The organism is Sphingobium sp. AntQ-1 (genome assembly GCF_028538045.1).
Classification (GTDB): domain Bacteria; phylum Pseudomonadota; class Alphaproteobacteria; order Sphingomonadales; family Sphingomonadaceae; genus Sphingobium; species Sphingobium cupriresistens.
In genome coordinates this window covers 664,220-690,821 of the sequence record NZ_CP117158.1, presented here as the reverse complement: position 1 = coordinate 690,821, position 26,602 = coordinate 664,220, and the positions used below count along the sequence as shown (strand labels likewise).

The 26,602-nt window shown below is 61.9% G+C and carries 25 protein-coding genes and 1 pseudogene; 9 read left to right on the top strand and 17 right to left on the bottom strand.

The genetic code is table 11. The annotated features are described in order from the left end of the window. Positions 1 to 53: 53 nt before the first annotated feature. The 6 genes from sphantq_RS03465 to sphantq_RS03440 form a co-directional block, all read right to left on the bottom strand. Positions 54 to 350, bottom strand: a complete 297-nt coding sequence (locus tag sphantq_RS03465) for a hypothetical protein (RefSeq protein ID WP_261935067.1) — start codon at positions 348 to 350, stop codon at positions 54 to 56. After that, positions 337 to 3,609 (bottom strand): error-prone DNA polymerase, encoded by a 3,273-nt coding sequence (locus sphantq_RS03460; protein ID WP_272799619.1) that lies wholly within the window; start codon positions 3,607 to 3,609, stop codon positions 337 to 339. The genes sphantq_RS03465 and sphantq_RS03460 overlap by 14 nt, the downstream gene beginning before the upstream one ends. Continuing rightward, positions 3,609 to 5,420: a DUF6504 family protein gene (locus sphantq_RS03455; protein WP_336314439.1), complete on the bottom strand. Its 1,812-nt coding sequence runs from the start codon at positions 5,418 to 5,420 to the stop codon at positions 3,609 to 3,611. The genes sphantq_RS03460 and sphantq_RS03455 overlap by 1 nt, the downstream gene beginning before the upstream one ends. After that, entirely contained in the window at positions 5,338 to 6,114 is a 777-nt protein-coding gene (locus sphantq_RS03450) for an ImuA family protein (protein ID WP_272799618.1), read from the bottom strand. The genes sphantq_RS03455 and sphantq_RS03450 overlap by 83 nt, the downstream gene beginning before the upstream one ends. 231 nt (positions 6,115 to 6,345) lie before the next feature. Beyond that, a complete protein-coding gene (locus sphantq_RS03445; protein ID WP_272799617.1) occupies positions 6,346 to 6,771 on the bottom strand; it encodes a DUF1810 domain-containing protein in 426 nt (141 codons plus the stop codon). Beyond that, on the bottom strand, positions 6,768 to 7,385 hold the full coding sequence (locus sphantq_RS03440) for an SOS response-associated peptidase (protein ID WP_261935063.1): 618 nt from the start codon (positions 7,383 to 7,385) through the stop codon (positions 6,768 to 6,770). Before sphantq_RS03440 ends, sphantq_RS03445 begins: the two co-directional genes overlap by 4 nt. 45 nt (positions 7,386 to 7,430) lie before the next feature. On the opposite strand from sphantq_RS03440, the gene sphantq_RS03435 reads away from it, so the two are divergent. From sphantq_RS03435 to sphantq_RS03425, 3 genes and pseudogenes are all read left to right on the top strand, one after another. Next, positions 7,431 to 7,964, top strand: coding sequence for an SOS response-associated peptidase family protein (locus sphantq_RS03435; RefSeq protein WP_272799616.1), 534 nt, complete (start codon positions 7,431 to 7,433; stop codon positions 7,962 to 7,964). A 6-nt stretch (positions 7,965 to 7,970) separates the two neighbouring features. Then, complete coding sequence (locus sphantq_RS03430; protein ID WP_261935061.1) at positions 7,971 to 8,561, top strand: alpha-ketoglutarate-dependent dioxygenase AlkB; 591 nt, start codon at positions 7,971 to 7,973, stop codon at positions 8,559 to 8,561. Positions 8,562 to 8,691: 130 nt separating this feature from the next. Then, a pseudogene (locus tag sphantq_RS03425) lies at positions 8,692 to 8,973 on the top strand (IS21 family transposase); the annotation flags it as partial. A 172-nt stretch (positions 8,974 to 9,145) separates the two neighbouring features. Here sphantq_RS03425 and istB (sphantq_RS03420) read toward each other — a convergent pair. Beyond that, positions 9,146 to 9,874 carry an IS21-like element helper ATPase IstB gene (gene istB, locus sphantq_RS03420; protein ID WP_272798407.1) on the bottom strand — a complete coding sequence of 243 codons (729 nt, stop codon included), beginning with the start codon at positions 9,872 to 9,874 and terminating at the stop codon, positions 9,146 to 9,148. Then, a complete protein-coding gene (gene istA, locus sphantq_RS03415) occupies positions 9,861 to 11,375 on the bottom strand; it encodes an IS21 family transposase (protein ID WP_125999130.1) in 1,515 nt (504 codons plus the stop codon). The genes istB (sphantq_RS03420) and istA (sphantq_RS03415) overlap by 14 nt, the downstream gene beginning before the upstream one ends. Positions 11,376 to 11,561: 186 nt before the next feature. On the opposite strand from istA (sphantq_RS03415), the gene sphantq_RS03410 reads away from it, so the two are divergent. From sphantq_RS03410 to sphantq_RS03400, 3 genes are all read left to right on the top strand, one after another. Next, positions 11,562 to 12,143 carry a type IV toxin-antitoxin system AbiEi family antitoxin domain-containing protein gene (locus sphantq_RS03410; RefSeq protein WP_272799615.1) on the top strand — a complete coding sequence of 194 codons (582 nt, stop codon included), beginning with the start codon at positions 11,562 to 11,564 and terminating at the stop codon, positions 12,141 to 12,143. Between the two features lie 737 nt (positions 12,144 to 12,880). After that, positions 12,881 to 13,171 (top strand): hypothetical protein, encoded by a 291-nt coding sequence (locus sphantq_RS03405; protein ID WP_272799614.1) that lies wholly within the window; start codon positions 12,881 to 12,883, stop codon positions 13,169 to 13,171. Further along, on the top strand, positions 13,164 to 13,694 hold the full coding sequence (locus tag sphantq_RS03400) for a hypothetical protein (RefSeq protein WP_272799613.1): 531 nt from the start codon (positions 13,164 to 13,166) through the stop codon (positions 13,692 to 13,694). Before sphantq_RS03405 ends, sphantq_RS03400 begins: the two co-directional genes overlap by 8 nt. Before the next feature lie 51 nt (positions 13,695 to 13,745). Here the strand turns inward: sphantq_RS03400 and sphantq_RS03395 are convergent, their stop codons facing one another. The 4 genes from sphantq_RS03395 to sphantq_RS03380 all read right to left on the bottom strand — a co-directional run bounded on the left by sphantq_RS03395 (position 13,746) and on the right by sphantq_RS03380 (position 16,978). Further along, positions 13,746 to 14,990, bottom strand: coding sequence for a type II toxin-antitoxin system HipA family toxin (locus tag sphantq_RS03395; protein WP_272799612.1), 1,245 nt, complete (start codon positions 14,988 to 14,990; stop codon positions 13,746 to 13,748). Next, the gene (locus sphantq_RS03390; RefSeq protein ID WP_272799611.1) at positions 14,980 to 15,315 is read right to left on the bottom strand and encodes a helix-turn-helix domain-containing protein; all 336 of its coding nucleotides are present in this window, start codon (positions 15,313 to 15,315) and stop codon (positions 14,980 to 14,982) included. The genes sphantq_RS03395 and sphantq_RS03390 overlap by 11 nt, the downstream gene beginning before the upstream one ends. A gap of 130 nt (positions 15,316 to 15,445) precedes the next feature. Then, a complete protein-coding gene (locus tag sphantq_RS03385; protein WP_272799610.1) occupies positions 15,446 to 16,261 on the bottom strand; it encodes a GNAT family N-acetyltransferase in 816 nt (271 codons plus the stop codon). Positions 16,262 to 16,336: 75 nt separating this feature from the next. Then, on the bottom strand, positions 16,337 to 16,978 hold the full coding sequence (locus sphantq_RS03380; RefSeq protein ID WP_272799609.1) for a DUF433 domain-containing protein: 642 nt from the start codon (positions 16,976 to 16,978) through the stop codon (positions 16,337 to 16,339). A gap of 176 nt (positions 16,979 to 17,154) precedes the next feature. On the opposite strand from sphantq_RS03380, the gene sphantq_RS03375 reads away from it, so the two are divergent. After that, the gene (locus sphantq_RS03375; RefSeq protein ID WP_272799608.1) at positions 17,155 to 18,726 is read left to right on the top strand and encodes a recombinase family protein; all 1,572 of its coding nucleotides are present in this window, start codon (positions 17,155 to 17,157) and stop codon (positions 18,724 to 18,726) included. Positions 18,727 to 18,791: 65 nt separating this feature from the next. Here the strand turns inward: sphantq_RS03375 and sphantq_RS03370 are convergent, their stop codons facing one another. Together sphantq_RS03370 and sphantq_RS03365 are read right to left on the bottom strand one after the other, a co-directional pair. Continuing rightward, positions 18,792 to 19,865, bottom strand: a complete 1,074-nt coding sequence (locus sphantq_RS03370; RefSeq protein ID WP_272799607.1) for a type IIL restriction-modification enzyme MmeI — start codon at positions 19,863 to 19,865, stop codon at positions 18,792 to 18,794. Further along, positions 19,765 to 21,147, bottom strand: coding sequence for a DNA methyltransferase (locus sphantq_RS03365; protein ID WP_272799606.1), 1,383 nt, complete (start codon positions 21,145 to 21,147; stop codon positions 19,765 to 19,767). The genes sphantq_RS03370 and sphantq_RS03365 overlap by 101 nt, the downstream gene beginning before the upstream one ends. Between sphantq_RS03365 and istA (sphantq_RS03360) the strand changes: the two genes are divergently transcribed. Both istA (sphantq_RS03360) and istB (sphantq_RS03355) read left to right on the top strand, forming a co-directional pair. Further along, complete coding sequence (gene istA / locus sphantq_RS03360) at positions 21,146 to 22,672, top strand: IS21 family transposase (RefSeq protein WP_066704330.1); 1,527 nt, start codon at positions 21,146 to 21,148, stop codon at positions 22,670 to 22,672. The genes sphantq_RS03365 and istA (sphantq_RS03360) overlap by 2 nt on opposite strands. Beyond that, a complete protein-coding gene (istB, locus tag sphantq_RS03355) occupies positions 22,662 to 23,432 on the top strand; it encodes an IS21-like element helper ATPase IstB (RefSeq protein ID WP_066704332.1) in 771 nt (256 codons plus the stop codon). The genes istA (sphantq_RS03360) and istB (sphantq_RS03355) overlap by 11 nt, the downstream gene beginning before the upstream one ends. 1,461 nt (positions 23,433 to 24,893) lie before the next feature. Here the strand turns inward: istB (sphantq_RS03355) and sphantq_RS03350 are convergent. The 3 genes from sphantq_RS03350 to sphantq_RS03340 form a co-directional block, all read right to left on the bottom strand. Then, on the bottom strand, positions 24,894 to 25,331 hold the full coding sequence (locus sphantq_RS03350) for a DUF983 domain-containing protein (protein WP_048577825.1): 438 nt from the start codon (positions 25,329 to 25,331) through the stop codon (positions 24,894 to 24,896). Between the two features lie 46 nt (positions 25,332 to 25,377). Beyond that, positions 25,378 to 25,989, bottom strand: a complete 612-nt coding sequence (locus tag sphantq_RS03345; protein WP_272799605.1) for a YoaK family protein — start codon at positions 25,987 to 25,989, stop codon at positions 25,378 to 25,380. A gap of 147 nt (positions 25,990 to 26,136) precedes the next feature. Further along, positions 26,137 to 26,505: a DUF983 domain-containing protein gene (locus sphantq_RS03340; protein ID WP_048577809.1), complete on the bottom strand. Its 369-nt coding sequence runs from the start codon at positions 26,503 to 26,505 to the stop codon at positions 26,137 to 26,139. Between the last annotated feature and the right edge of the window lie 97 nt (positions 26,506 to 26,602).

The window sequence follows — 26,602 nt, the reverse complement described above, 5'->3', positions numbered from 1 at the left end:
AACTCTCGCGAAACTCCTGCTCACCGCCGATATAGGGCGCGGGCACTCTCATTTCATCGGGTGCCGTCAGGGCGGGGCACTCCTGCCATGCCACCATTGGTCCTGAGCTGGCGCACGATCCCGTTATAGGAGGCATGCAATCCCTGGCTTCGGCCGATCTCGTCGTCCGATCCCGCACATTCCCAGAATGTCACCAGCCATTCGTCGGCGCAAAGGCCGCGCAGTACCCACAGGGCAAGGGCGACGCCGCGCGTCTGCGCCTTGCGCTTGTCCGCCGCCGCCTCGCGCAGCACGTTAAGTGCGCGTTCGACCGTGCCGCCGGTCCGCGCGTTCGCGTCAATGGAAGTCATGGCTGCGGATACGCACGATCTCTTCTCGTTCGGCGGCCGTACCGAATGGCGCCGACGCCAATGTTCGGCCGCGCGGTATGCCCGGATCGCGCGGGTCGGGTCCGCCCCCATGGGTCGCACCATCGCCGCGTCCCGGCATGACGCTGAAATCCATGCGTCCGATGGAGCGCAGCATATCGTCATGATCGGTGATGCGGTCGCAGATGATATGGATGACCTCGCCTTCCTTCTGGAGGCGCCCCCGCATCGCGATCATCGAGGCGGACATGACCTGGCGGCGGTAGATCTCGAAGCGGTCAGGCCAGAGGATGCCTTGCGCCACCCCCGTCTCATCCTCGATCGTTACGAACAGAACGCCCTTGGCCGAGCCCGGCCGCTGGCGGACAAGGATCACGCCGGCGACCTCGACATTGCGGCCTTCGCGCACGGTCGTAAGATCCGCGCATCTGACGATACGCATCTCGTCCAGTCGGGCGCGCAGGAATTGCAGCGGATGGCCGCGCAGCGAGAGCTGCAACGCCCGATAATCCTCGACCACCTCACGGCCCGCCGTCATCTTGGCAAGCGTCACGTCCGGTTCCAGGCCTTCGGGCGAGAAGCCTTGCTCCCGCGCGTCGGCCGCCGCGAACAGCGGCAGCGGCGCTTCGCCCAGGCCTTTGACCTTCCAAAGCCCCTGGCGCCGGTCATCGGCAAGGCATTGGAAAGCATCGGCCTCGGCCAGCCGCTCGATCGCGGCGCGCGGCACGCCGGCCCGGCGCCACACCTCCTCGATGCTCTCATAGGGAGCGGGGCCGCGCGCCGCGACGATCGCCGCGCCATGGATGTTGGCAAGGCCGCGCACCTGCCGGAGGCCGAGACGGACCGCCTTGTATCGGCCTCTAGTCTCCTCGAGCGAGCAGTCCCAATGGCTGTGATTGATCGAGACGGGCCTGACTTCGACGCCATGGTTGCGCGCATCGCGCACGATCTGCGCGGGCGCATAGAAGCCCATGGGCTGGGCGTTCAGAAGCGCAGCGCAGAAGACGTCGGGATGATGATGTTTCATCCAGCAGGACGCGTAAGCGATCTTGGCGAAGGAGGCCGCGTGGCTTTCGGGAAAGCCGTAGGAGCCAAACCCCTCGATCTGCTTGAACGTGCGCTCGGCAAAGTCCTTGGGATAGCCGCGCGCGACCATTCCGCCCACGAGCTTGTCGTAGAAGTGGCTGACGCCGCCGGTGAGCTTGAAAGTTGCCATGGCGCGGCGAAGCTGGTCGGCCTCCTGCGGGCTGAACCCCGCGCCCACGATCGCGACCTTCATCGCCTGCTCCTGGAACAGCGGCACGCCCAATGTCTTTTCGAGCACGGCGCGCAGTTCCGGCTTGGGATATTCGGGATTTTCCTTCCCCTCGCGCCGGCGAAGATAGGGATGGACCATGTCGCCCTGGATCGGCCCGGGGCGCACGATCGCGACTTCGATCACGAGATCGTAAAATTCCCGCGGCTTCATGCGCGGCAGCATCGACATCTGCGCGCGGCTCTCGATCTGGAAGGTGCCGAGCGTGTCGGCCTTCTGGATCATGGCGTAAACGTCGGGGTCATCGTCCTGGAGATCCGCCATCGTGACGCGGATGCCCTTGTCCTGTTCCAGAAGGTTGAACGCGCGGTTCATGCAGCCGAGCATGCCAAGCCCCAGCACATCGACCTTCATGAACTTCAAGGCGTCGATATCGTCCTTGTCCCATTCGATGATTTGCCGGTCTTCCATCCGCGCGGGCTCGATCGGCACGAGATCGTCGAGCCGATTCTGCGTCAGTACGAAGCCGCCGGGATGCTGCGAGAGATGGCGTGGCGTGCCGATCAGCTGGCGCGCCAGGTCCAGGGTGAGCTTCAGGCGATGATCCTCGGCGTTGAGATTGAGGCTCTCGATCTGCTCTTGCGGAATGCCATCCATGCTCCAACCCCAGACCAGACCCGTCAGCATCTTGGTCAAGTCGCGCGGGAGCCCGAGCGCCTTGCCGACCTCGGCGACGGCGCCGCGCGTGCGATAGCGGGTGACGACGGCGGTCAGGGCCGAGTGGTCGCGACCATAGGTCTCGTAAATCCACTGGATGATCTCCTCGCGGCGCTCATGCTCGAAATCGACGTCGATATCGGGCGGTTCGCGCCGCTCGCCCGAGACGAACCGTTCGAACAGCAGCTCATGCTGGATCGGATCGATCGACGTGACGCCCAGCAGATAGCACACGCAACTATTGGCAGCCGATCCACGCCCCTGGCACAGGATACCGCGTCGCCGGCTCTCGGCGACGATCGCATTGACCGTCAGGAAATAGGGCGCATAGCCGAGCCGTTCGATGAGGCCGAGCTCATGGTCGATCTGGTCGCGATAGCGCTTGGGGACGCCGTCGGGGAATTTGACCTCGGCCGCCTGTCTCGTAAGCGCAGCGAGAGCCTGCTGGGCGGTTCGCCCTTCCATCACCTCCTCATAGGGATATTGATATTGGATTTCGCCAAGATCGAAGGTGCATTGCGCAGCGATGGCGGCGCTGGCTGCGATCGCGTCGGGGAAAGCGGCGAAACGGCGTTCCATCTCCGCGGGCGATTTCAAGTCACGATCCATGAACCGCTCGCGGCGGAAACCCAGCTCGTCGATGGTGCACTTCTCGCGGATCGCGCTCATCACGTCCTGCAGCGGACGTCGTTCGGCGCTGTGATAGAGGATGTCGCCGGTCGCAACCGACCGTACGCCGCTTACGCGCGCAAGGACATCGAGCCGGTGCAGCCTCTCGGCATCGTCCGGACGACGGCGCAGCGACAGCGCGCAAAAGCCACGCGGCCCGAATATATCGCACAGGTCGCGAAGATGGCTGCCCGTGATGTCGCCGGGCATATCGGGTACCAGGATGCCGACCATATCTTCAGAATGGGCAGCGACGTCCGCCCATTCGAGCAGGCATTTGCCCTTGCCGCCGCGTTTCTTGCCGATCGAGAGGAGCCGCGTCAGCCGCGACCAGGCCGGGCGCGATCGAGGATAGAGGAGCAGCGCGCGACCATCGACCAGATCGACCCGGCTCCCCGCGATCATCCGGACCCCGGTCGCCTTCTGGCCATCCCATCCGCGCACGACGCCCGCGACCGTTCCCCAATCCGCCAGGCCCATCGCGGAATGTCCACGAAGCGCCGCGGCGGCGAACAGCTCCTCGGGCGAGGACGCGCCGCGCAGGAACGAGAAATGGCTCGTCACCTGAAGTTCGACATAGGACGTTTGCGGCGCTGCCATCAGCCGAACATTCCGTGCATATACCAGCTGAGGTCGCCGGTCTCAGCCTCGACGCCGTCGCCGCGGCGAAACAGCCAGAAGCGCGCGCCGCCTTCCGCCTCCACCCGAAAATAATCGCGCACCGCCCACATTTCCTGAGGCGATCGCCACCACTCGCCATGGATGCGCTCGGGCCCGTCGCCGGCGACAACGCGGTAGCTTTGACCGCGCCAGACAAAGCGGCGCGGCGGATGATCGGGCAGGAGCGCAACGACATTGGCAAGCGGCTCGGGGCGCTTGAGCAACCGCACCGGGCGTTTCCAGCCCGGCCATCCGGTGGGCGTGGCGAGCGGCGACACGCGCCGCATCGCCCGTTCGGGCACGTCGCTCTCGCGCGATGAGAGGCGGAACAGCGCCGACACGCCCGCGCGCGTGCCGAGCTGGTCGACGAGCGGCGCTATGTCGCGGGTCTTGCCCGAGCTCTCGAGAAGCGCGCCCGCGGCCTGGGCGCCGAGCGGCTCATGATAGGGAACGGCAAGGTGCATCGCCTCGATGCCAAGGCCGGGGTCGAGTTCGCTGATCTTAAGCGCGAACATGCGCTTCAAATACCGCTCGTCGCGCGTCGCCCGGGAGGCGCCGATGCCAAGGCGTTGCGCTTCGCCGTCGACCCGGTTGGCGATGAGCAGAACCGCACGTGCGCCAAGCCCGCGCGTGCGGAGCAGGACCACGAGATCGTCGACAAGGTCGGTGATCACCTGGGCGATGCTTTCGGGCGTGCCGATAGGTTCGAGCAGATGGCGTGTCACCCGCGGCGCCTCGGCGGGCACGACCGGGACGATTGGCTCGGCGAGACTGCCTCTTGCCTGGTCGAGGCGATCGACCGTCGCAAGACCAAGCCGGCGCGCGAGCGGGCCGCGCGGCATGGGATAGAGATCGGCGATGCGCTCCAACCCGAAACGGGCCGCCGCGACCAGGGCTTCGGGTTCGAGCCGGAGCGCGGCGAGCGGAAGGTCGGCGATCGCCTGGGCCTCTTCGCCGGGCGCCAGCAAGGTTATCGGGCGGCCGCCGAACCGCGCCAGCGCATGCGCGGCGCCGGGCGTCCCAGCAACCGCGATCCGGGCCGTGAAACCCAGGCGCTTCAAGAAAGCGAGCAGCCGCCGGCAGAAATGATCTTCGCCCCCGAACAGGTGCGTCGTGCCGCTGAGATCGAACCACAGCCCGTCGAGCCCCGATACGCTCGCCGTCGGCGTCCATTGCCGCGCCGCGTGAAGGGCAAGCCGGTCGAGCCAGACGCGATCGGCGTCCGGCTCGGCGTCGCGGACGTCGAGATCGGCAACCAGCGCACGGGCATGAGCGGCAGCCATGCCGGGCAGCAGGCCAAGTTCGAGCGCGCGCGGGGAGGCGGCCGTGATGATATCTTTCTGACCGCTCCGGGTGACGAGCACGGTCGGCGTGCCCCACCATGCCGCCCAACTCGGCGCAGCGGCCAGCGTGCCGCTGTGCCCGTCGTCTGATCGCATCGCTTTGAAGGGATGTTCTGCATGCTCACTGCGCCTGCCCATCTCGCGCATTGTCGGCCTTTGATGGGCCGGCAAGGCCTCCATGTCGGACCGCGATGGCCGACGTCCCAGCGCGCCGTCCCGCGCCCTGCGCGCGCCGGGGCGCCAGCCGCCACCGCGCGGGACGGAGCAGGCGCCCGGATCATCGTCGATCGGCTCTGGAAAGCGCAGCGCGTTCGCCGGCGGCGCCTCAGGCAGCGTTGCTGGCCGCTCGTTCCCGCGCAATCGCTCGATCGGCAATTGCGGCAGGAAGAGCGAGGCGACCCTTTGCATCGCAGGCCTCCAGCTCGAGAGAAAAGGGATCGCCGTTCCGCTGCCGGACAAGCTCGACCTGCCAGCGCGGCCGCCCAACCCCGGGCCAAGACAGGCGCTCGGACGCGAGGCAGCCGATCCGCCAGCGCGTCATGGCCGAGGAGGGCAGGGAGAGCGGACAGCGGTCGCGCGATCGATGCCGCCGATAGAGCAGCATCGGTGTCTGTCCGTCGGAAGCGGCGAGCTGCAGCCGGCGCGTCGCGGTCATGTCGGCGGCCTTCACCTCCGCGATCACGCAGGCCATGGCGCCATAACGCAGAGCATCTTCGGCCATCGCCAGCACCACGCTGTCCTTGTGGCCTTGCGCATAGAGGATCTGGCCGGGATCAAGCCCCACTTGCTCGAGACCCGGCGCATAGAGATCGAACGCCGTCATGGCCCAGAAGACGTCGCTCGTCGCCTTGGCGGCAAAGCGTGCCGCTATGCCGGCCGCGAAAAGGGTGGCGGCCGCGTCATCGCTCAATGTTGCCGAGGCAGCGGCGATCTCATGGAGACCGGTACCGTCAAGTCCGCCATCGGCGAGTCGTGCGTCTATTTGAGGCAGACCAAAGTCCAGCGCAGGCCCACGCGCAGCCCGCGCCCGCACCAGATCCGCGCGCAGCGCGGACAGGTCGGCCTGGGATGACGGCGTAGCGGAGGGCAGGGCGATAGACATGAAGGGCACGACTCAAATGTTCCCTTTATGTTCCACCTCTCATCGCTTGGGGTCAAGTGGGGCCCGGGCTATTTTGGTAAGCGAACAAAAGCGGTGGAACCAGCCGCTGTCCAACGGGTTTAGCCGATGCTGGACGCGACGCCCCCCGTTCGTCGCGCCGGCTCCCATAGAGGCCTTGTCGGTTTGAACCGGCGAGGCCTTCTTGCTGTTCGACCTGGAATGGCTTCAGCATTACTGCTCGAGGAGCCTTAGCGTAGCGTCGTCGCGCTCGCCGTCATACCATCGCTCGATCGCGGCAGCCAAAAGCGGGCTAGGGCGAGCCTGCTCGAACAGCGTCAGAGAGGAGCGCAACTTCATGGCGTCCACCAACCCCATCACCGCCACGGGATCTCTGGTCGACAGCCCCTGCAGCGCCTCCACGCAGGCGCGATAGCGCGCACCGAGCACCGGGTGAGCGTCATAGGCCCGTGCTTCGCCGAGCGAGACGATGCCGTAAAATTGAGCAATCGGACTGCGGCCAAGCGCCTTGAGCTGTGGAAAGATGAACCACATCCAATGCGATCGCTTCGACCCGGCGCGCAATTCGGCGAGGGCTCGGGGATAGACCTCTTCCTGGGCCGCAACGAAACGGTCGAGGCCTTCCTTTTGGCCAGTCATAGCAGCGATGCCTGTGCGGGCGGCGCGCCATGCACCTGTGTGACGGGAAGGCTGCCCTTGGGCAGCCAATGCAGAATATCTTTGGCCGGCACCGCAGGGTCGAGCCAGTCAGCCCATTGATCCCGTCGCAGGGGGATGATCTGCCGATGATGATAGGGCGAGACGTCGGGACCCGCATCCATCGTCAGCATCGTGAAGGCCTCGCCGGCCGCGTCGGCGCGCCAGATGCCCGCGATGCAGAACCAGTCATGATCCTTCATCGTGAACAGCCATTTATCCAGCCGCTTCTGCTTGGGATCGGCGGGATCGGTGAACTCATAGAAGCCGTCGGCGAGGATGAGGCAGCGATGCGAGGCAAAGGTTCGACCCTCGGAGCGGAAATTATAGACCGGGCGGCCGTTCTGGCCGGGCCAGCTCCAGCGCCGACTGACGAGTTCCCCTATTCCGCGCTCCCCCTCGACCGACCGGACGATGGGGCCCATGTCGGTGATCTTCACATCCTCGCGCGCGGCGACGTTGGGCGCTCCTTCCGGCATCTTGATCTTAATCTTGAGATCCGCAAAGTCTTCGACGATCGATGCGATATCTATGAGCAGGCGATAGTCGTTACACATGTTGGTGGTCCTTGTCCGCCCTTGTCCGAAACGCTTGTTCCTTGTATGTTCCTTTTCATGGACTCGAAAGCCACCCCCTTTGATACCGAGGCGCCGCTCGACGATCGCCGGGCCATCATCCGGCGAAACCCCGAGGATCCAAGCGAAATCGAGATGGTGGAGGCGACATGGGGTTCAAACCCCCAGTTCGCCGATGGAGTTTCTTATCGTTTCGCGCGCGCGGAAGGACGGCGCTTTCCTGCCCAGCGTTGCCTGATCCCGGCTTCGGAATTCCATATCCGCAACGACGAGCGCCGGTTTCGCGTGACGCTCGACGGCGGCAATTTCTTCTATCTCGCCGGCATATGGGAGCCGGCGATCGGCGAGTGGCCGCTCAGCTACCGCGTCATCACGGTGGACGCGAACCCGGAAGTGATGCGCTATCAGGAACGGCAGGGCGCCATCATTCATCGCCGGCAGGTCATGCAATGGCTGGATTTCACGGTTCCCGAGATCGATTTGCTGCAAACGCCGCCTGCCCGCAGTTTCCTGATCGAAGAGATCAATCCCAAGCCGGTGCAAACGTCTCTGGCGCTCTGATCCATCATGTCGATGCTTCCACTCTTTTCCGGTAATGATCAGGCCGAGTTGTTCGGCGCGGCTGTGCTGCCGGGCTTCGCCAGCGCCGACGCCTTCCTATCCGTTGCCGAGGAACGCGCGCTGATCGCGCGCATCGACCATACGGACCTTTCGCCCTTCCGTTTCCAGCAATGGACGGGAAAGCGGCTCACCCATAGCTATGGCTGGAGCTATGATTTCGAAAATGGCCGCTTCGCGCCTGCCGATCCGATACCGGACTGGTTGTTGCCGATCAAAGCGCGCGCCGAGGCGTTCGCAGGGCTCGCGCCGGGGGAACTCGTGCAAGCTTTGTTGATCCGCTATGATCCCGGCGCCGGCATTGGCTGGCACAAGGACAGGCCGGTGTTCGAGCATGTCGTGGGCATTTCGCTTGGAATGCCTGCGACGATGCGGTTTCGCCGACGGGCGGATGGTGCTTTCAAGCGTTCCAATGCGTCGTTGGCGCCGCGGACCATCTATCATCTCTCCGGAGCGGCGCGGCACGCTTGGGAACATAGCATCGTTGAGATGGCCGAAACCCGATGGTCGATAACATTTCGGAGCCTGGCGCTGAAATGAGCCGATAAAGCCTCTATCGGTGTTGAGTTGCACTGAGAAGTGACCCGGGAGGGTTATAAGTTTTCACTGAGAATTGACCCATGTTTTCCTCGCCCCTGGCTGACAGTCAGGAGGCATCGGAGTGATCGACATGGACTTACTCAGTGTGATCCGCCGCTGGCATTTTCGGCAAGGCATTCCCATTCGCGAGATCAGGCGACGGACTGGATTATCGCGCAACACGATCCGCAAATATCTGCGCGATGACGCGGTGGAGCCGACGTTCAAGGTTCCCAAACGGCCGAGCAAGCTTGATCAGTTTGCCGAAAAATTGACGACGTGGCTACGGGTGGAATCCGGCAAGTCGCGCAAGCAGAAGCGAACAGCCAAGCAGCTACATGCAGATCTGGTTATGCTGGGCTACGAGGTGTCAATCGGCGTGCAAACGGGACCCCTTATCGGCGCGCAAAAGGGACCCCCTGTCAGGATGGCGGAGCGTTGATGTGACGGGCTTCCTTGCGCTGCGCGCGGCGTAGGGAGGGCGTAGCCCGACCGGAGGCGCGCGCAGCGCAAAACATCTTCTAATTGATCGGTGCTGGGGGGGATCAGCTGCGGTTTTTGAAGCGCCAGCTGTCATTGCCGGTCTCGACGATGTCGCAATGATGGGTGACGCGGTCGAGGAGCGCGGTGGTCATCTTGGGATCGCCGAACACGGTGGGCCACTCGCCAAAGGCGAGGTTGGTGGTGATGATGACGCTGGTCTGCTCATAGAGTTTGCTGATCAGGTGGAACAGCAGCTGGCCGCCTGATCGGGCGAACGGCAGATAGCCCAGTTCATCGAGCACGATCAGATCGAGGCGGGATAGCTGGGCGGCGAGAGCGCCACTCTTGCCGATCCTGGCCTCCTCTTCGAGGCGGGTCACCAGATCGACCGTGTTGAAGTAGCGGCCTCGGGCGCCGGAGCGCACTACATTGGCGGTGATGGCGATGGCCAGATGGGTCTTTCCTGTGCCTGTGCCGCCGACCAGGACGATATTGCGCCGTGCGGGCAGGAACGCGCCGCTGTGCAATGAACGCACAAGCCCCTCGTTGATCGGGGTACCCTCGAACCGGAAGGCATCGATGTCCTTTACGACTGGCAGCCTGGCAGCGGCCATCCGGTATCGGATCGACGCGGCATGACGATGCGTCGCCTCCGCTCGCAGGAGATCGGTCAGTATCTCCATGGTGGTGCGCTGGCGCTGAAGGCCGGTGGTGACGGCATCGTCGAACGCGCCCGCCATGCCCTTGAGTCCAAGCCCGCGCATGGCCTCGATCATATCATGCCGCTGCATCGAAGGTCCTCAGCTGGTCGTAACGGGCACAGTCGGCGATCGGGGGATGGCGCAGAGCGCTATCCTCGGAGGTGATGATCGTCAGAGGACGCGGCGGTTCCCGGCGTCGTGCCAGGATGTTGAGGATCAGGTCGTCGCTTGCCGTGCCCGTCGCCAGTGCCTCACGCACAGCGGCTTCGACAGGCTCCAGGCCATCGGTCAGTACGGCCGACAACACACGGACGAACCGGCGATCGGCATCGTCGCCATTACCCAGCTTGCGGCGCAGGCGGGCAAGCGCCGGTGGCAGATCCCAGTCCTGGAAGGGGGCACCGTTCCGCAGCGCGCCAGGCTTGCGGGCCAGCACTGGCAGATAATGCCAGGGGTCATAGATCGTGCGGTTGCGCCCAAAGTAGCGAGGATGTTCAGCGACAACCTCTTCGCCGCAGCGAACGACGATGCGATCGGCATAGGCGCGGACCTGCACCGTGCGTCGTGCCACCGTCGATAGCACCGAGTAGCGATTGCGGTCGAAGCTGATCAGGCAGGTGCCGGTCACAGCATGCTCGCTCTCATTGAAGCCGTCGAACGGTCCCAGCATCGGCTGCAGCGCAGATCGTTCGATCTCCAGCATCTGCGCCACGGTCAGCTCTCCCTGTTCGGGATGGGGCTGCCGTTCCGCCCAGCGCCGACACTCGGCCTCCAGCCAGCCATTGAGCTCTTCGAGACTGGCGAACCGCAACCGGGGCTGGAAGAAGCGACCCCGGATCGTCTGCACCTGGTTCTCGACCTGACCCTTCTCCCATCCCGCCGCAGGCGAGCAGGCCGTGGGCTCGACCATATAATGGTCGGTCATGATCAGGAACCGCCGGTTGAAGACGCGTTCCTTGCCGGTGAACACGCTCGTCACAGCCGTCTTCATATTATCGTAGATGCCGCGCCCTGGCACGCCGCCGAAGAAAGCAAAGCCGCGCGCATGCGCGTCGAACAGCATCTCCTGGCTCTCACGAGGATAAGCCCGGACATAGACCGCGCGTGAGGCACACAGTCGCATATGCGCGACCTTCACCCGCATCGGTGCCCCGGCGATCTCAACATCTTCATGGCTCCAGTCGAACTGGTAGGCCTCGCCTGGCCTGAACATCAGCGGGATGAAGGCCGTGACACCATCGCCGGCATCTTTGCGCCGCTCGATCTTCCAGCGCGTCGTATAGCGCCGCACCGCATCGTAAGAACCCTCAAAGCCTTCGCGCACCAGCAGGTCATGGATCCGCGTCATCCGCAGCCGGTCACGCCTGCCGCGCAGCTCGTTCTCTTCCAGCAGCGTGTTCAGGCGCTCCTGAAACGGACCGATCCTGGGCAGCGGCTGAACCTTGCGCTGATAATCAAAGGCGCCCTCCGGCGCTCGGACCGCTTTGCGGATGACCTTCCGCGACACATGCAGATCCCGTGCGATCGCCTTGATCGCCTTGCCTCCGGCATACTCGCGCCGGATCCGTAAAACTGTCTCCAAAACCAACATCCCGATCTCGCCGCCTGAAAATCCAGCCGGCTGCTTAAACCATCGAAATGAGGGGTCCCTTTTAGACGCCGATCACCCCGCTAACGGGGTCCTTTTTGCACGCCGATCCACAGTCTCCACAGCACCGAGGACCTCATTGTCGATGACGGTATCGCGCTTCTGGAGCTTGGCCGGAACGCGCATAAAATGTTCAATAAACAGTCTCCAGGCACCCAAAATGCACTTTTAAAACTGTTAGTATCGAACACTGTCTGGGCCGGCGGAATGCTAAGAGTAGAGTTCAACGAACCCTTTGGAATGCTTGATAAAATGTCTGATTTTGCGATGCGTGAAAATCAGCCAAAAGAGGCCGAAAAATCGCAGCGTACAATTTGGCTCCCATTTCAGGATACGTCTAAAACAATTTTAATATTCGCATCCGAGGAAGCAAGAAAAACTATATCACGATACCGTGCGTTAGCAAGAAATTCCTTGCTCAAGCCGGCAGTGTTGTCCCATGAGTTCGCCACAGACGCACCTCTGTCATTTCCACGGGAACCCACGCATGGGGTCCGCAAGCGTGATCGTGATCGGAAGGAACGTATCAAATCAGCAGTTGCTCCGAAACTATCCTTGAGGGAACGCGCCGTCGTCCTTGTACGAGAGCGGGGCGAAGTGAGAACCAAGGATCTCACGGACGTTGGTATCCCTCGCTGCTACCTCTCCCGCATGTGCGATGAAGGGCTGCTCCTGAAGGTCGGCCATGGCCGTTACCGGGTAGCAACCTAACCACCCGTTGAGCATGGAAGCGGCAGTTCAGAACTCCTCATTGGAACCTGTGGCACATCCGCTTCCGAGCCGTGGATCGCACGCATTGCTCGGCGATCTTGTCCACATGTTCAAAGAGCAGGCAGCAAGCCATCATATGCTTGAAGCCCTGGCCTTCTGATTGGACTGGCAGTTCAGAACCCGGATTGGCCTGTTGCACATCCAGCCTTTTCGTCTGGTCCAATATCCTGATGCAGCAAGGTGATTCGCCGCGCAAGGGGTAGGGCACTGAAGTGCCGAATGTGCTGATTTCTGCCCTTTTTGTGCCAAATGAAGCGCATGTGTGCCGGATGCCGGGTGGGAATGAGGGGGCTTTTCCCCAGCCACATCGCCCGTCGGCTGCGATGTCACGAGGACGCATAGATTATCCCTATTCTACCCGCAGCAGAAACCTCCTGGGACGCACCATGATTCCTTCATACGGGCAGAGCCGCGGCGAGCGTGGGCGGATGGCATTGCTTCGTCATATCGAAAAGACGGGGTGTACCATCGCGGGGGATCCGGTCTGGACGGCGGACGAGATAGCCGATCTGCACCAGACTTTCCCCAACAGGAAGGCCGCGTGTCTCGCCTTGCCACGTAGGACACCTACGGCCGTGGTTCACAAGGCCCGTCAATTAGGCCTGATACCTCCGCGTAAGATATGGATTGGCGATGAGGCGGTCCGCTTGCGAAAGCCCTATGTTGCTGGCGTGCCTATGACGGAACTTCTCGAAATGTTCCTGGGCAAAACCCGGTCGCAGATATGGAAGAAAGCTTTCCACATGGGATATCGTCGTCCACGGCGCGCTCCCAAGCTGACGGGGATGCCGCTCGTCGACAGCGTTCGGAAACGGGCGTTCGAATGTCGCCTTTCGATGACTGATCTGGATGTATTTGTCGGCCGGACCCGGTACTTTGTTTCGCCCCACCACCTGGATTGGCGGGCCCTGCAGAGGGCGATGACAATCCTCGGCGGTCGTCCGGCGATCTCCTGGTCCAATGAGTAGACCTCGAAATGATCTGGATAAGGGCAGGGCGTGTACAAAGTGGTCTGCGGCGGAGGATGAACTGCTGCGCGATATCTATCCTGACTACCGGGCGCTGGAGAAGCGCCTATCAGGCCGGACGCTGTCGGCAATAAAGCATCGCGTACGGGTGCTCGGCATCGTGTCACGGCGCCATGTCTGGACGAATGTGGAGGTGGCGCGGCTTCGTAAGGCCTATCGCGAAAGCGTGGCCGACAAGGAATTGACCGTGCTCTTTCCCGGATTGCGGTTGTCTCAGATCAAGAGCAAGGCATGCCATATCGGTGCCGAACGACGAAAGCCGCGACTGGCGTTGTTCGATGATCCGGCGCTTGATGCGATCCGCCGTCGATCGAAGGAGATGTGCATTTCCTTCGTTGAACTTGACAGGCGGGCAGGGACGGGGCGCTTCTTTCAGAAGTCCTGCCGCCGGACTTCCTTGAAACACATCGCGCGTGCAGCACGTGTCCTGCAGGCGCAGATCAGGATTGAATGGGGCGAGTGAGGCCCGTCAGCCGGATTTTTCCGTCATTGGTTGGCTTGTCTGCTCCGGGGGTCAGAAATGTCGAGCCTGCTCGAGATCCTTATGTTCGAAGGCGCTGGCCATACGATCGATCTCCGAGGCTTTCGCTCCGTTTCGCCGCGCGACATCCCGCCATGCGGAGACGGCTACGCCAACCTGGGCGATGATGGCCTTTGCCTCCTTCGCGGTGAGCCCGAAATATCCCGCAACAGAGAGCGCCAGTTCGATATCGCACGTGGCCTCATCCAGATCGATATTAGTCGTGAGTATGCGCGGTTTCACGTCCGCAGGTACGGGGTTGAGGTCGTAGATTGGCGAGAGCGTCCAGCCTGCTTTGTCCCGCCAGAGGAAGCCGTGATTGCGCAGATGGTCATCGACATTCGAGATGAGGATATTCAGCACCATGCGGCGGAACAGCTCCGCTGCATCATCGCTGGCTCTGGCGCCGAACTGGGTGAGGGCATCGACCAGTTCGGGATAGCTGCCATGCTGTCCATCCTTGAGGCCCATCATCGAGAGCGCGGACAGAAAGGGGATGCGCTGCGCGCCGTCGCGATCGAACCGGCGCGATAAAAGGACAGGCTTGTCGGCAACCTGAAGCAACTCGGTCACGGGCACGACAATCCCAGCCGCCTTGGCCAGTTGCATGGCGACCGCTTCCCAGAGCTCGATACGATAGTCGTCGGTCTCCTTGGAGAATTTGGCGATCGCCAGATTGCCATGCTGGTCGATGACCGATGCCTTGGGGCGCGCACCGCCCAGTGACGAACCGGGGGCGAATATGAGCTGTAGATCCTCGTCGGTTTCCTCATCGCGCAGGATGCGTTCGGTCACGGCAAGCAGTCGGCCAAGCTCAATCAATCCGGGCACGCCCGCATCGGTCTGAGCCTGGAATGTGTCTTCGCTAATCCGCTTGAACCGTAATGCGCCTAGCCGGGCAATGTCCGACACGCCAAGCAGATAGTCGAGTTCGCTGAGTGCGCGAACCGCTCGTCCTTCGATCTGGGCACGACGCCGCTCGGCACGCTGCATGAGGCGGCGTCCCCAGGTGTCGGGCGCGGAATCGCCAATCGACCCGAACAGCCCCTCATTCGGTGCAAAGGTGCCGCGATCGAGCCTTAACGCTGGCTCGAGAGAGAAGCGGTTCGTCTCGGCCAGCCAGCTATCATGATATTCGAACGTAACCGGCGCGCGGGGGCCGCGACGAGGGGCATAGAGCGTGCCAACACGCCGTGTCTCGCCATCCAGATCGATATGGACCTCAACGTCATCCGGCATCGCTTGGCCCTTTCCGCCGGCGCAGTCGGGCGCGTTCAGGTAAAGCCTCGGCGGATAGAGCGAGGCCCACGGTGTCGGCGGAAGGATCGGCTATCTGCGTCAGTCCATCGAGCAGGCCCAGTGCCTGTAGCACCGCGGCGTAGATGCCCATGCCGACGGTATGGTCACCGGCCTCAATTCGTCGCAGGGTCGGGCGTGTGGTAAAGGCACGCTCGGCCACCACCTCGGCCGGCAATCCCCGGCGCTTTCGAGCGTCGAGGATATCCTGCCCAAGCTTGCGTAATGCGCGGCGGACGGCGATCGAGGGTTGATGGGGTGTCGGCATTGGAAACTTCGCTTTCCGTTATCACTAGATAATGTAACAGGAAGTTTCCAAATATCAAGTTATCGACAGTGAGCCACCGATCCAGCGCCGTTCGCCTTCGTGAGAGCAGATCAATTCCAAGCTCGGCATTCTATAAAATCGCTGTCTCATTGAAGGCGTTATTATGACGAACCGTTGAGGGGCTGCCCACTCCATTATGCTCCAGATCGATGATACGGATCGCCATGCCGCCGGCTGGATCACCGGGAATTTCCTCGAAACCAAATGTGCGGAGGAAGGTGCGAACCTGGTCATCAAGGGGATGTGTCAGCATGCAAAAACAGCCGATGTTGCTAGAGAAACTTACCGCGCTGGCGAGTGCAAAACGCATCAACGATCGGGCGTGACCGAGGCCCTGATAGCGTTGGTTGATGGCGAGGCGGCCGAGTAGGACAGCAGGCAGGGCGGTGAGCCAGATCTGTGGCTCAATCCCGTCGGACGGCGGGGGCTCGCGTTTGATTTCCGCCGCTGAAAGGCTGGCAAAGCCAATAATGTTGCCGGTGGCCGGATCGGCTGCCACATGGGTCCGCGCTATGTCGGTTTCCTGGTCCTGCCATGCATGATCCCAGAACCAGCGGTTCAAAGGCTCGCGCTGGCAGTCGAACGCATATCTGTTGTCATCGTTGGTGAGTGGTCGGGGCGATGGTACCGGAGGGATCGCCGAAGAACGGCGAAGCGCGGGAATGTCCCTGGGCGGAGTTTCGAACCACCTCTCGATCCTATCCCAGTGCTCGGCGGGGATGTTGACGAGCCGCCGTTCGAGTAACTGTGTTTCCGTCGCCTCGATCACCTTGCAGCGGATGAAGTTACCGAGATTGACATCGGCGCACTCTGCTGTTGCCTTAAGCAAGGCATGTTCGTCGGGATCGACGACAACAATTGGTAGGGAATGCGGGCGATCATCCATATTCCTGTCCTGTTCCATGCAGGACCTGCGCCACTTCGACCAGCGAAGTGTGCAGGCACTCGTCGATCAAGAATCTCATACGGGCGGAAGCGACGTTTCGCTGGATTTCGCCAAAGGATCGCTGCCGAGCTTGGTCCGGCGCGATGCCTTCGCTTTCAACCCTCGATCAGCAAGCGACTTTGGCCGGCCACGGCGCGGATGGGCTGCAGCCCAGATCTCGGCCAACTCGAGCTGGCGCGCAGTCAGCTTGGGGTAGCCTGACAGGATCTCACCGTCATCTGCGCCCTGGGCTCGCATGGTGGCGACCAGCCGGACTGGAATGCGCGTGCCTTTGAATACCGGCTCAGCACCCATGACATCGCGGGATTTGACGACCATGGCTTCGGCCTCGGCAAGATCCTTCGTACGTTGGTTGACTTGCTTGCGTGCCTCTGCGACGTCGACAATCACCAGATTGTCTGCCCTGATGGTGCGAGCCGCAGGGTTTTCGCGGATCAGGCCGAAAAGACGCTGGCGGCGCTCCTGCGACAGGATCGGGCCGATTTCGTGCCACAGCTTGAGCTGCAGCACATTCTCCGCGGTCAGCTCGCGCCGCTTGGATGCGCGGACCGGCACCTCGACAATGCGTTTGTCGATGGCATTGTTGACAGCCTTGAGTTCCAGTCCGCCGACGACAGCTGCCTCAGCAGGGGTGAATGCTCGCGTCGGCGCATTCATAAATTATCTCCGTTAGGAGAAGATATAATCGTTTTCCTTCCGGACGTAAAGAAGGTCTTCTCCAGGGAGGCTCAGAGGTGAGGAGGTAAGTTTTTTAGAATCGTTTCGGTCTCGTATTAACCATTGTTGCTCAAGAGGCCTCTTCCGACGGAAAGAATCTCAACAGGAGCAATGGATTGGCGAGGCCGAGAAGTGCAGTTAGCCGTTATAAACACCGTAAGAATATTGATCGTCTCAAGGTCCGCGAGGCGGTCCTGTACGCACGGGTTTCCACGCCGGAGCAGGAGCGTGAAGGCTATTCGATTCCCGCTCAGGTCAAGCTGCTGGAAGATTATGCGACATTGAACGGCATCGCCATCGTATCAAGCCATGTCGACGTGGAAACCGCCAGGAAAAGCGCCCGGACCGCCTTCGGCAACATGTTGCGCTATTTGTGCCGGCATCCGGAGGTTCGGATCATTCTCGTCGAGAAGACCGACCGGCTCTACCGCAATCTGAAGGACTGGGCGACGATCGATGACCTCGGCGTTGAGGTCCATTTCGTCAAAGAGAATGTCGTGATGTCTGAGGGCTGCCGATCGTCGGAGAAGTTCGTCCACGGCATCAAGGTGCTGATGGCCAAGGCTTATATCGACAATCTTTCCGAGGAAACGCGCAAAGGGATGATCGAGAAGGCGCAGCAGGGTCATTGGCCGAGTTGCGCGCCGATCGGCTATCGCAACGTCAGGGACGGGCAGAGCAAGAACGTCATCGCCGTTGATCCCGAGGCGGGGCCGATAGTGATACGCCTGTTCGATTGGTACGCAACAGGCCTCTATTCCTTGAAGGAAGTGACGGGGATGGCCCGGAACGCCGGAATGAGGTACCGTCGGAGCGGCGGGCCGGTCAGCGTCAGCACTGTTCATGGTATTCTGCGCAATCGGCTCTACGCGGGCACCTTTGAATGGCGAGGCGAGCTTTATGCCGGGGTGCACGAACCCCTTGTGTCCACCGACATCTGGGACGCGGTCCAGCAGACGCTTGACGAGCGGAGCAGCGCCAACATCTGCGCCAAGCCGCGTTTCTTCCCGTTTACCGGCCTCATCAAGTGCGGGCATTGCGGCTGCGCGCTCGTCGCCCAGATTCAAAAGGGCAAATATATCTACTATCGTTGCTCCGGTTTTCGCGGCCGGTGTCCCGAGCGTTTCGTCCGGCAGGAGGCGCTCGAGGAGCATTTCCTGGGTCTGCTCAGAAAACTTCGATGCGGGAGGGATCAGTTCCAGGATATCCGCAATGCAGTAGAGCCGGGTTGTCTGGAAAATAACGAGGCTGGAACCAATGTGGCCTCCTTGCACCATCCGAGCGCAATGGCCGGCATGCCAGGGGCCTTGCTTGATGCCGGTCTGGCTATGTTGGATATGGGGCGGAGCTTGCACCTGCGGCTGCCCGGCCTTCCCGATGAAATGAAGCGGCAGATGCTGGGCCTGGTTTTTCAGCGGTGTTCGTGGGCGAATGGTGAACTGACGGGCGCCTTCAATCCGCCTTTCCATATCTTCGCGGGGCATCTGGCGGCGCGGGAGGACGCTGCCTCCATCGGGCCGTTGCTTTCGGAATTGTTCGTCCGGGCAACGCCGGACGTTCGCCTCCTCATCGCTCGATACAATGCAATAGAACGGGTGCGGACGGCGGAGGAGGATGGCAATTTGACTGAATCCGCATCGTATCAAGCTTGCCGTCGTCTTCCCGAAACCCAGCGTTTGGCGGCGTGATGTCTGCAGCCACTGGCAAATTTGGTGACATAGGTCAGCGGTTCAATTGCTTGTCGCCGTGATCGCTATGCGGCGTAGCGGCCATTGCCCAACCGTCGTGCCATACCGATTCCGGCGAGCGCCTCCAGCACTGGCCGCACTGATACAGCGCGCTTGCCCCGGAAAGATCGGGCGACGTCCTGCGGTGTGAGTGGTGCGGCGGCGCGAGCCAATACAGACTGGACGGCGCTGACCTGCTCGGGCAGCGAACTGGGCCAAGGGATAACATTGTCGGGCAGGGCAACCAGCGCCTCGCCCAGATCGAGCCTCTCCGCGATCGGTGCGTGATAATCGGGCGCCTGAAATGACGGTCGCAACCAGCGGATGAGACCTCGTGTCTCTTCCGCTGCGCGCGCCGCGTTGAGCGCAACCAGACGGAGCAGGATTTCTTCGTCTACCAGATCGACGGGCCAACCATAGGCCTCAGCGACCAGCGCGTCGATCGTGTCGTGCCGCTCGCGCAGGAGGGTGACGAGCCCGCGATCGTGCAGATCACGCTCGGGTGCAGTAAGCGTACGGCCGGACCGCAGCGTTTCGAGTACATTGTAGAGCTTGGTGAGCGTCAGGTCGTCTTGCTCAGCGAGCACGCGCTTGCGCAGGGTGTCGAGTGCTTCGGCTTCGATACGGAGACGATGCTTGAGAGGTTCAGATACGTCGGCAGGGAAGGGGAAAGGGTCGAAACAACGGGATTTGCTGTAGCGGGGATCATCACCCATTCCCATCCGGCCGCCCGATGCAGTCGCCCAAGGTACGTGGAAACGGCTCGACAACACGCCAAGGTTGAAGGCATCGTCCGAAGCAATACAGATCAGCATATTGTCCGGCACGATTGACATCGGCAGAAACTGAAAAACGCGGTGCTTCGCCGTCTCGACCGTAGCGATATAACGGGTAAGCCCCTTCAGGGCCTTGCGAAGTTCGGTGCGAGGTTTGCCGAACAGCCACCAAGTTCGGGCATATTGCTGAGCATCTACAGTCTTGCTCTTGGCAGCTTGGCCCTCACGTTGCGGGCGAACGGCATTGGTAAGGTGCTGATAGATAGCGGGATGGCGCTCCCGCACTTGCGCTTCGGATAGGCCGAACAGATCGATGATGAACACGCCGCGTGGCCGCGCCGCGAGATCGCGGCCGTTGCGATAGGCGAATACGACTTCTTCCTCGTCCGATGTTCCGCTGCGGATCGAGAGCTGCTGGCTGCTGGCTGCTGGCTGCTGGCTGCTGGCTGCTGGCTGCTGGCTGCTGGCTGCTGGCTGCTGGCTGCTGGCTGCTGGCTGCTGGCTGCTGGCTGCTGGCTGCTGGCTGCTGGCTGCTGGCTGCTGGCTGCTGGCTGCTGGCTGCTGGCTGCTGGCTATTATATAGCGCAGAAACTGCAATATAATCAAGTATTTTCAGTGAATTAGGTGAGATTTTTTCAACCTCTGCGGCGGTCAGGATGAAGCCATCGCCATGCAGCTTTACTCCCGGCGAACATAGGCCGTGGTTTGCCTTGAGCGCCACCGCCGCCGTCACATCCGCCCCGATCCGCAGGTCGCTGCCGATCTGGCCAGCACGCTCGGTAAAAGTGATGTGATCGGGCGCGCCGCGCTCATCGACGACCGTCCAGTGCTGGCCGGCCAGCTTGCCCGACGCAGCGACCGTCATCGCGATGCGGACGGCGGCGCCGTCCTTCTCGTCCACCCAGGGGTGATTGGGGATTGCAAAGATCAGGCTCAGCCGGTCCTTGGCGTCCAGATGCTTTGTAATGACGCGGCGGCTGAACACCTGCGTGATTGAATTGGTAGTGACGAAGCCGAAGCGCCGCGTTGCGCCGCTGCGGACCGCAGAGGCAGCGCGGTCCCACCAATGCATCACGAAATCCGCGCTCTCCGGGACGTCGGTCGTGGCGAACAGAGCTTCGAAATAGCCGTCGCCCAACCGCTCGCGCACATCCTTGCCGCCGATGAAAGGCGGATTGCCGATGATGAAGTCTGCACGCGGCCAGACCGCAGCGCGTACGCCTTCGTAGCGATAGACCGGAACGCGTGCCGTCTCGTCAGGTATCGGGCGGCCGGTGACGGGATGGGGGCGCATCGCCTCACCGTCCCAGCGGGTGACAGGCTGGCCGTCCGCATCAACCTCTGGCACGCGCGCATCCCAGGCGACCAACGCATCCCGATTCTGGATGGTACGTACATCGCGCAAGATGGGCTCGGGTGGAGCGCGATCCGCGCCGTTTACCCGGAAATGCCATTGCAGATAGCCGATCCACAGCACCAGTTGTGCGATTGCTGTTGATTTCCACTGAGAGTTGACCCGGGAGGGGCATAAGTTTCCACTGAGAAGTGACCCATGTTTTGACTTCCCTCTGGCTGATTGGTCGGAGGATTCAGGAGTGATCGACATGGCGTTATTGAGTGTAATCCGGCGCTGGCATTTCCGGCAGCAGGTTCCGATCCGGGAGATCGAGCGGCGCACTGGTTTGTCGCGCAACACGATCCGCAAGTACCTGCGGGCGGACACGGTAGAGCCGCAGTTCAAGGTTCCCGAGCGGCCGAGCAAGCTGGACCCGTATGCGGAGAAGCTGTCAGGCTGGCTGCGGATCGAGGCTGGCAAGTCGCGCAAGCAGCGGCGCACGGCGAAGCAGATGCACGCCGATCTCGTGGTCCTGGGCTATAACGGCTCATACGGGCGCGTTGCGGCCTTCGTGCGGACCTGGAAGGCCGATCGTCAGCGCGAGCAGCAGACCAGTGGTCGCGGCACGTTCGTGCCGCTGGTCTTTGCGCCGGGCGAGGCGTTCCAGTTCGACTGGAGCGAGGACTGGGCCTTGCTGGGCGGCAAGCAGACCAAGCTGCAGGTGGCGCACACCAAGCTGTCACACAGCCGCGCCTTCACCGTCCGAGCTTATCTGCTCCAGACTCACGAGATGCTGTTCGACGCTCTGACCCAGGCCTTCCGGGTGCTGGGCGGCGTGCCGCAGCGCGGGATTTTCGACAACATGAAGACCGCGGTTGATCGGATCGGCACGGGCAAGGCTCGGCAGGTCAACGCGCGCTTTGCCGCGATGGCCAGTCATTACCTGTTCGAGCCCGAGTTCTGTAACCCGGCTTCCGGTTGGGAGAAGGGACAGGTCGAGAAGAACGTGCAGGATGCACGGCGCCGGCTGTGGCAACCCATGCCCAGCTTCCCCGACATCGATGCGCTCAACGTCTGGCTCGAGGAGCAGTGCATCGCGCAATGGGGTCAGATCCAGCATGGCGTCCTGCCCGGCACCATCGCCGATGTGCATGCCGAAGAGGTCGCCAGTCTGATGCCGCTGGGCCGGCCCTTCGATGGCTTCGTCGAGCACACCAAGCGGGTATCGCCGACCTGCCTGGTCTCCTTCGAGCGCAATCGCTACAGCGTGCCAGCCTCTTTCGCCAACCGGCCGGTGAGCCTGCGGGTCTACCCTGACCGGCTCGTCATCGCCGCCGAGGGCCAGGTCCTGTGCGAGCATGGCCGGATCATCGAGCGGTCCCATGACCAGCCAGGGCGGACCATCTATGACTGGCGGCATTACCTGGCGGTGATCCAGCGCAAGCCTGGCGCCCTGCGCAACGGCGCGCCCTTTGCCGAGATGCCCGAGGCCTTCCGGCAGTTGCAGGGCTTCCTGCTCAAGCGCCCCGGCGGTGACCGGGAGATGGTGGAGATCCTCGCGCTGGTCCTGCAACATGATGAGCAGGCGGTGCTCTGTTCCGTCGAACTGGCGCTGGAAGCTGGCGTGCCGACCAAGACCCATATCCTCAACATCCTCCACCGGCTGCTCGACGGCAAGCCAACCAGCATCGCCGCCATCGATACCCCACAGGCGTTGAGCCTGCGCCGGGAGCCGAAGGCCAATGTCGCGCGCTATGATACGCTGCGCGGGAAGGATCTGCGTCATGCGTCATGATCCCGCCAGCGCCGCCGTCATGGTCATGCTGCGCTCCCTCAAGATGTACGGCATGGCCCAGGCCGTCGCTGACCTCATCGAGCAGGGGGCACCCGCCTTCGATGCGGCCATCCCCATCCTCTCCCAGTTGCTCAAGGCCGAGATGGCCGAGCGCGAGGTTCGGTCCATCGCCTACCAGATCAAGGCGGCCCGGTTCCCGGCCTACAAGGACCTGGCCGGCTTCGACTTCGCTTCCAGCGAGGTCAACGAAGCCATGGTCCGCCAGTTGCATCGCGGCGAGTTTATCGATGGCGCCCATAACGTCGTCCTGATCGGTGGCCCCGGCACCGGCAAGACGCACGTCGCCACCGCACTTGGCGTCCAGGCGGTCGAGCATCACCGCAAGAAGGTCCGCTTCTTCGCCACCGTCGACCTGGTCAACGCGCTGGAACAGGAAAAGGCCATGAACAAGGCAGGCCAACTGTCCGAACGGCTCCTGCGCCTCGACCTCGTCATCCTCGACGAGCTCGGATACTTGCCGTTCAGCCCGTCAGGCGGCGCGCTGCTGTTCCACCTGCTGAGCAAGCTTTACGAGCGCACCAGCGTCGTCATCACCACCAACCTCAGCTTCAGCGAATGGGCTGGCGTGTTCGGTGATGCCAAGATGACAACGGCTCTGCTGGACCGGCTCACCCACCACTGTCACATCCTCGAGACCGGCAATGACAGCTTTCGGTTCAGGGCCAGCGCCGCGGACCCCAAATCACGAAAGGAAAAATAACCCGCTTGACCCACCACCCGCATAGCGGGACATACCTTCCAACCGGGTCACTTCTCGATGAAAATCCCGGGTCAACTCTCAGTGGAAATCAACAGCATTGCGACCCGCCGTTGTCGCGCCGCCCAACCGACAGCTTCAACATACCCAGCGCGGACTGGAACGGCGTATTCTGGTCGACACCTGTCGGGATAGCGGACTGTCAGCACCTGGGAACAAAAAATCTGTGACTGAGCGACCGGCATGGGTCGGGAAAGGCGGAAAGCCGTGTCCTCAAAGCTCCATCTGTGCATCGCAAAATTGTTCACATCCCATTTGGCCACACCAGTTTGGATATGAACAAAAAAGAATGCAAATTCAGTAGCTTGCGGGAAATGGGGCTTTGTATCTTTGGTGCTTTCATACGCTAAGGCATTGAAATCACACGCAAAAAACCACCCTGAAAGAGTGTGGCTCCCATTTCAGGATACGTCTAAAACAATTTTGCTATTCGTATCGGAGCAAGCCAAACAATCCATATCACGATACCGTGCTTTAGCGAGAAGCCCTTCATTTCAGCATCACGATTCATCCCGCGAATTTGCTGCAGATGCGCCCCTCGCTTCCCCACGAGAACCAACATATGGCATACGAAAGCGCGATCGTGATCGCGCAGAGCGCGTTAGGCTGGCGGGAGGTCCGAAGCTGTCATTGAGAGAGCGCGCTGTAGCCTTCGCACGAGACCGAGGCGAAGTGAGGACGAAGGATCTCATAGATATCGGTATCCCCCGCTGCTATCTTTCTCGCATGTGCGACGAAAGACTGCTCGTGAAGGTCGGCCATGGCCGCTATCGCGCTGCAAGCCATAAGCCATATAGGATGACTGTCTCGTAAGGATGCGGTACTTCATAATTCTCTGACACATCCGCCCTTGAGCCGCGGACCACTCCTCGCTCGTCGACCATATCAACATTTTCACAGAGCAGGCGGCGAGCCCTGATAGGCTTGGCGCCTTGGCCTTTCGACAAGACTGGCAGTTCAGAAACCCGAAGGGCCTGTGGCACATCCAGTCTTTACGTTTCGTCCAGCACTGTGATGCATCACCCTGATTCGCGGCGCAAGGGTAGGGCACTGAAGTGCCGCTTACGGCAAAATGAGCGTATTTGGACAGAACTGGCAGCACGCCAACAGCTTCAAAGCCAGAGGGGCGGTATCCGCTTCGTGTGTTCCCGACGTGAAGCACGATCGTTGGATCTCAGTGGACGGCGCCCCACGAGACTGCTCGACAACGGTTATCTCGCTCAAGTGGATTCGGTCGTGTGGTTCCCGTTGCAGGACACCTAGTTCAAGGATGGTGAACGACGGTCCTTCAAGGGTGTTTTTCGCATCCGCCGCAGGGTCGTTCCACGGCATCGCAAGTACGCATTCTTGCCAAAACGCGACCGCATCGTTTGTCCGACGCCATGAGCGCACGGAACTCCGGGTTCACGGCACGGCCTCTCCACCCGGCGGCACCGGCCGTTCCCGTTCGAACCCGTGCATACCGAGCCACCATTGAAGAGCGATGATCGCTCCCTTGGCGGGCTGGAGAAGGCCGATCATCAATATCATCGCCAGCGGCATGATGATCGCGACAAGAGCAGCCGTGGACAGATCAAAATCCCGGACCAGCGTGATGATGATCGGGGCCATCAAGTGACCGGTGAGCAGGATCGACACATAGGCCGGAAAATCATCAGCACGCTGGTGCGTCCAGTTCTGGCCGCAGGCCGGGCAGTGCGGAACAGGCTTGAGGAAGCGCGCGAACAGCTTGGCCTGCTGGCATCTTGGGCAGCGATTGCGCGCGCCGCGCAGCACCGCTGCCCAACCCGATGAAGGCAGAACGATTTCGCCGCCAATCGTGCCGGCTTCGCGCGGGGGCATGGGATCAGGCATGGATGCGGGACGATCGAATGGATACACGGTGAAGTCAGGCATCGAACATCCCGGGAAGCGAAGCTGCGCCGCCTTTCTCGATTTTTGTTGCTGCGAAGGCAAGGAGTGCTGCGGCGCCCGCGGCGATCCAGACCGTGCCGAGCGCTACCATCTGGTAAATTCCTGCGCCCAGCACAAAGCCCAGCCACAGGAGGAGGTAATGGCCCCAGCCATGGCCATTGCCCTCGTCCATGCCGGCAATTTTCTCGCCCAGCTTCACCAGCGGCGCGGTAAATGACATCAGCCCGCTGCCTGCCTCATCGTCACGCTCGAAAACCGAGTTCGCGGCTCCCATGGCCAATGCCATCGCGACGATCGGACCATGCGCCACGCCGAAAGCGCTCAGGCTCGCGGCTATAAGCAACAGCATGCAGACCAGCACGAGAACCGCTGCGCGAGGATGGTGCCGGGCACGATGCAGCACGATCGAACCAGCCATCACACCGAGCACGAAGGTTCCGATCAAGCCCGCCGCGACCGCCGCCCGCGCCGACCCCTCGGCCAACCCGATCCCCAGGAGGGTGGTGTTGGCGCTCACCGAAAAGAGAAAAAATCCGCCCAGATGAATGAAGCCCACGGCATCGACAAACCCCGCCAGCGCCGACAAGCAGATGGCCAGGATCCCGAGGTGCTTGTCACTCCGAGTCATTGCCGGATTGTACCATAGGGGCAGGGCATGCCGAACGGCCACGATTGGATTGCGCGGGTCACGCTCTTGCGCATCCAGCCCCAACGCCGGTGTGCGCTGAGATGCTCACTGCGCCGGGCCATCGGGAGGGGTTTTCTCTTTAGTGTGGCGGTATTCGAAGGCGAGCAGAAGCCCTTTCGCAAGCCGAAGCGCGCCGATGACGAGGACGATCGTCAACGGCACCCACAAAATGATGTGCACCCAGAATGGGGGGTGCGCACTGAGTTCAGTGGTGATCGCCAGCGTGACGACGATGCCCCCGACGATCATGACCAACAAGGCCGCGGGGCCGTCACCGACATTGAACCTGGCGTAATCGAGGCCGCAAGCCGAACAGCCCGGCGCGAAGCGCACCCAGCCAGCGAATAAACCCCTCGCCCCGCAGCGAGGACACAATCCGCGCGAAGCGGACAGAAGCGGTGTGGGCTCGACCATCTACGGACCTGCGTCCCGGGTTGAAGGTTGCATCACAACAGATATATAAAACATCAATATCATATCTTGGCATGTTATCATTGCTAAAGCAAACCTG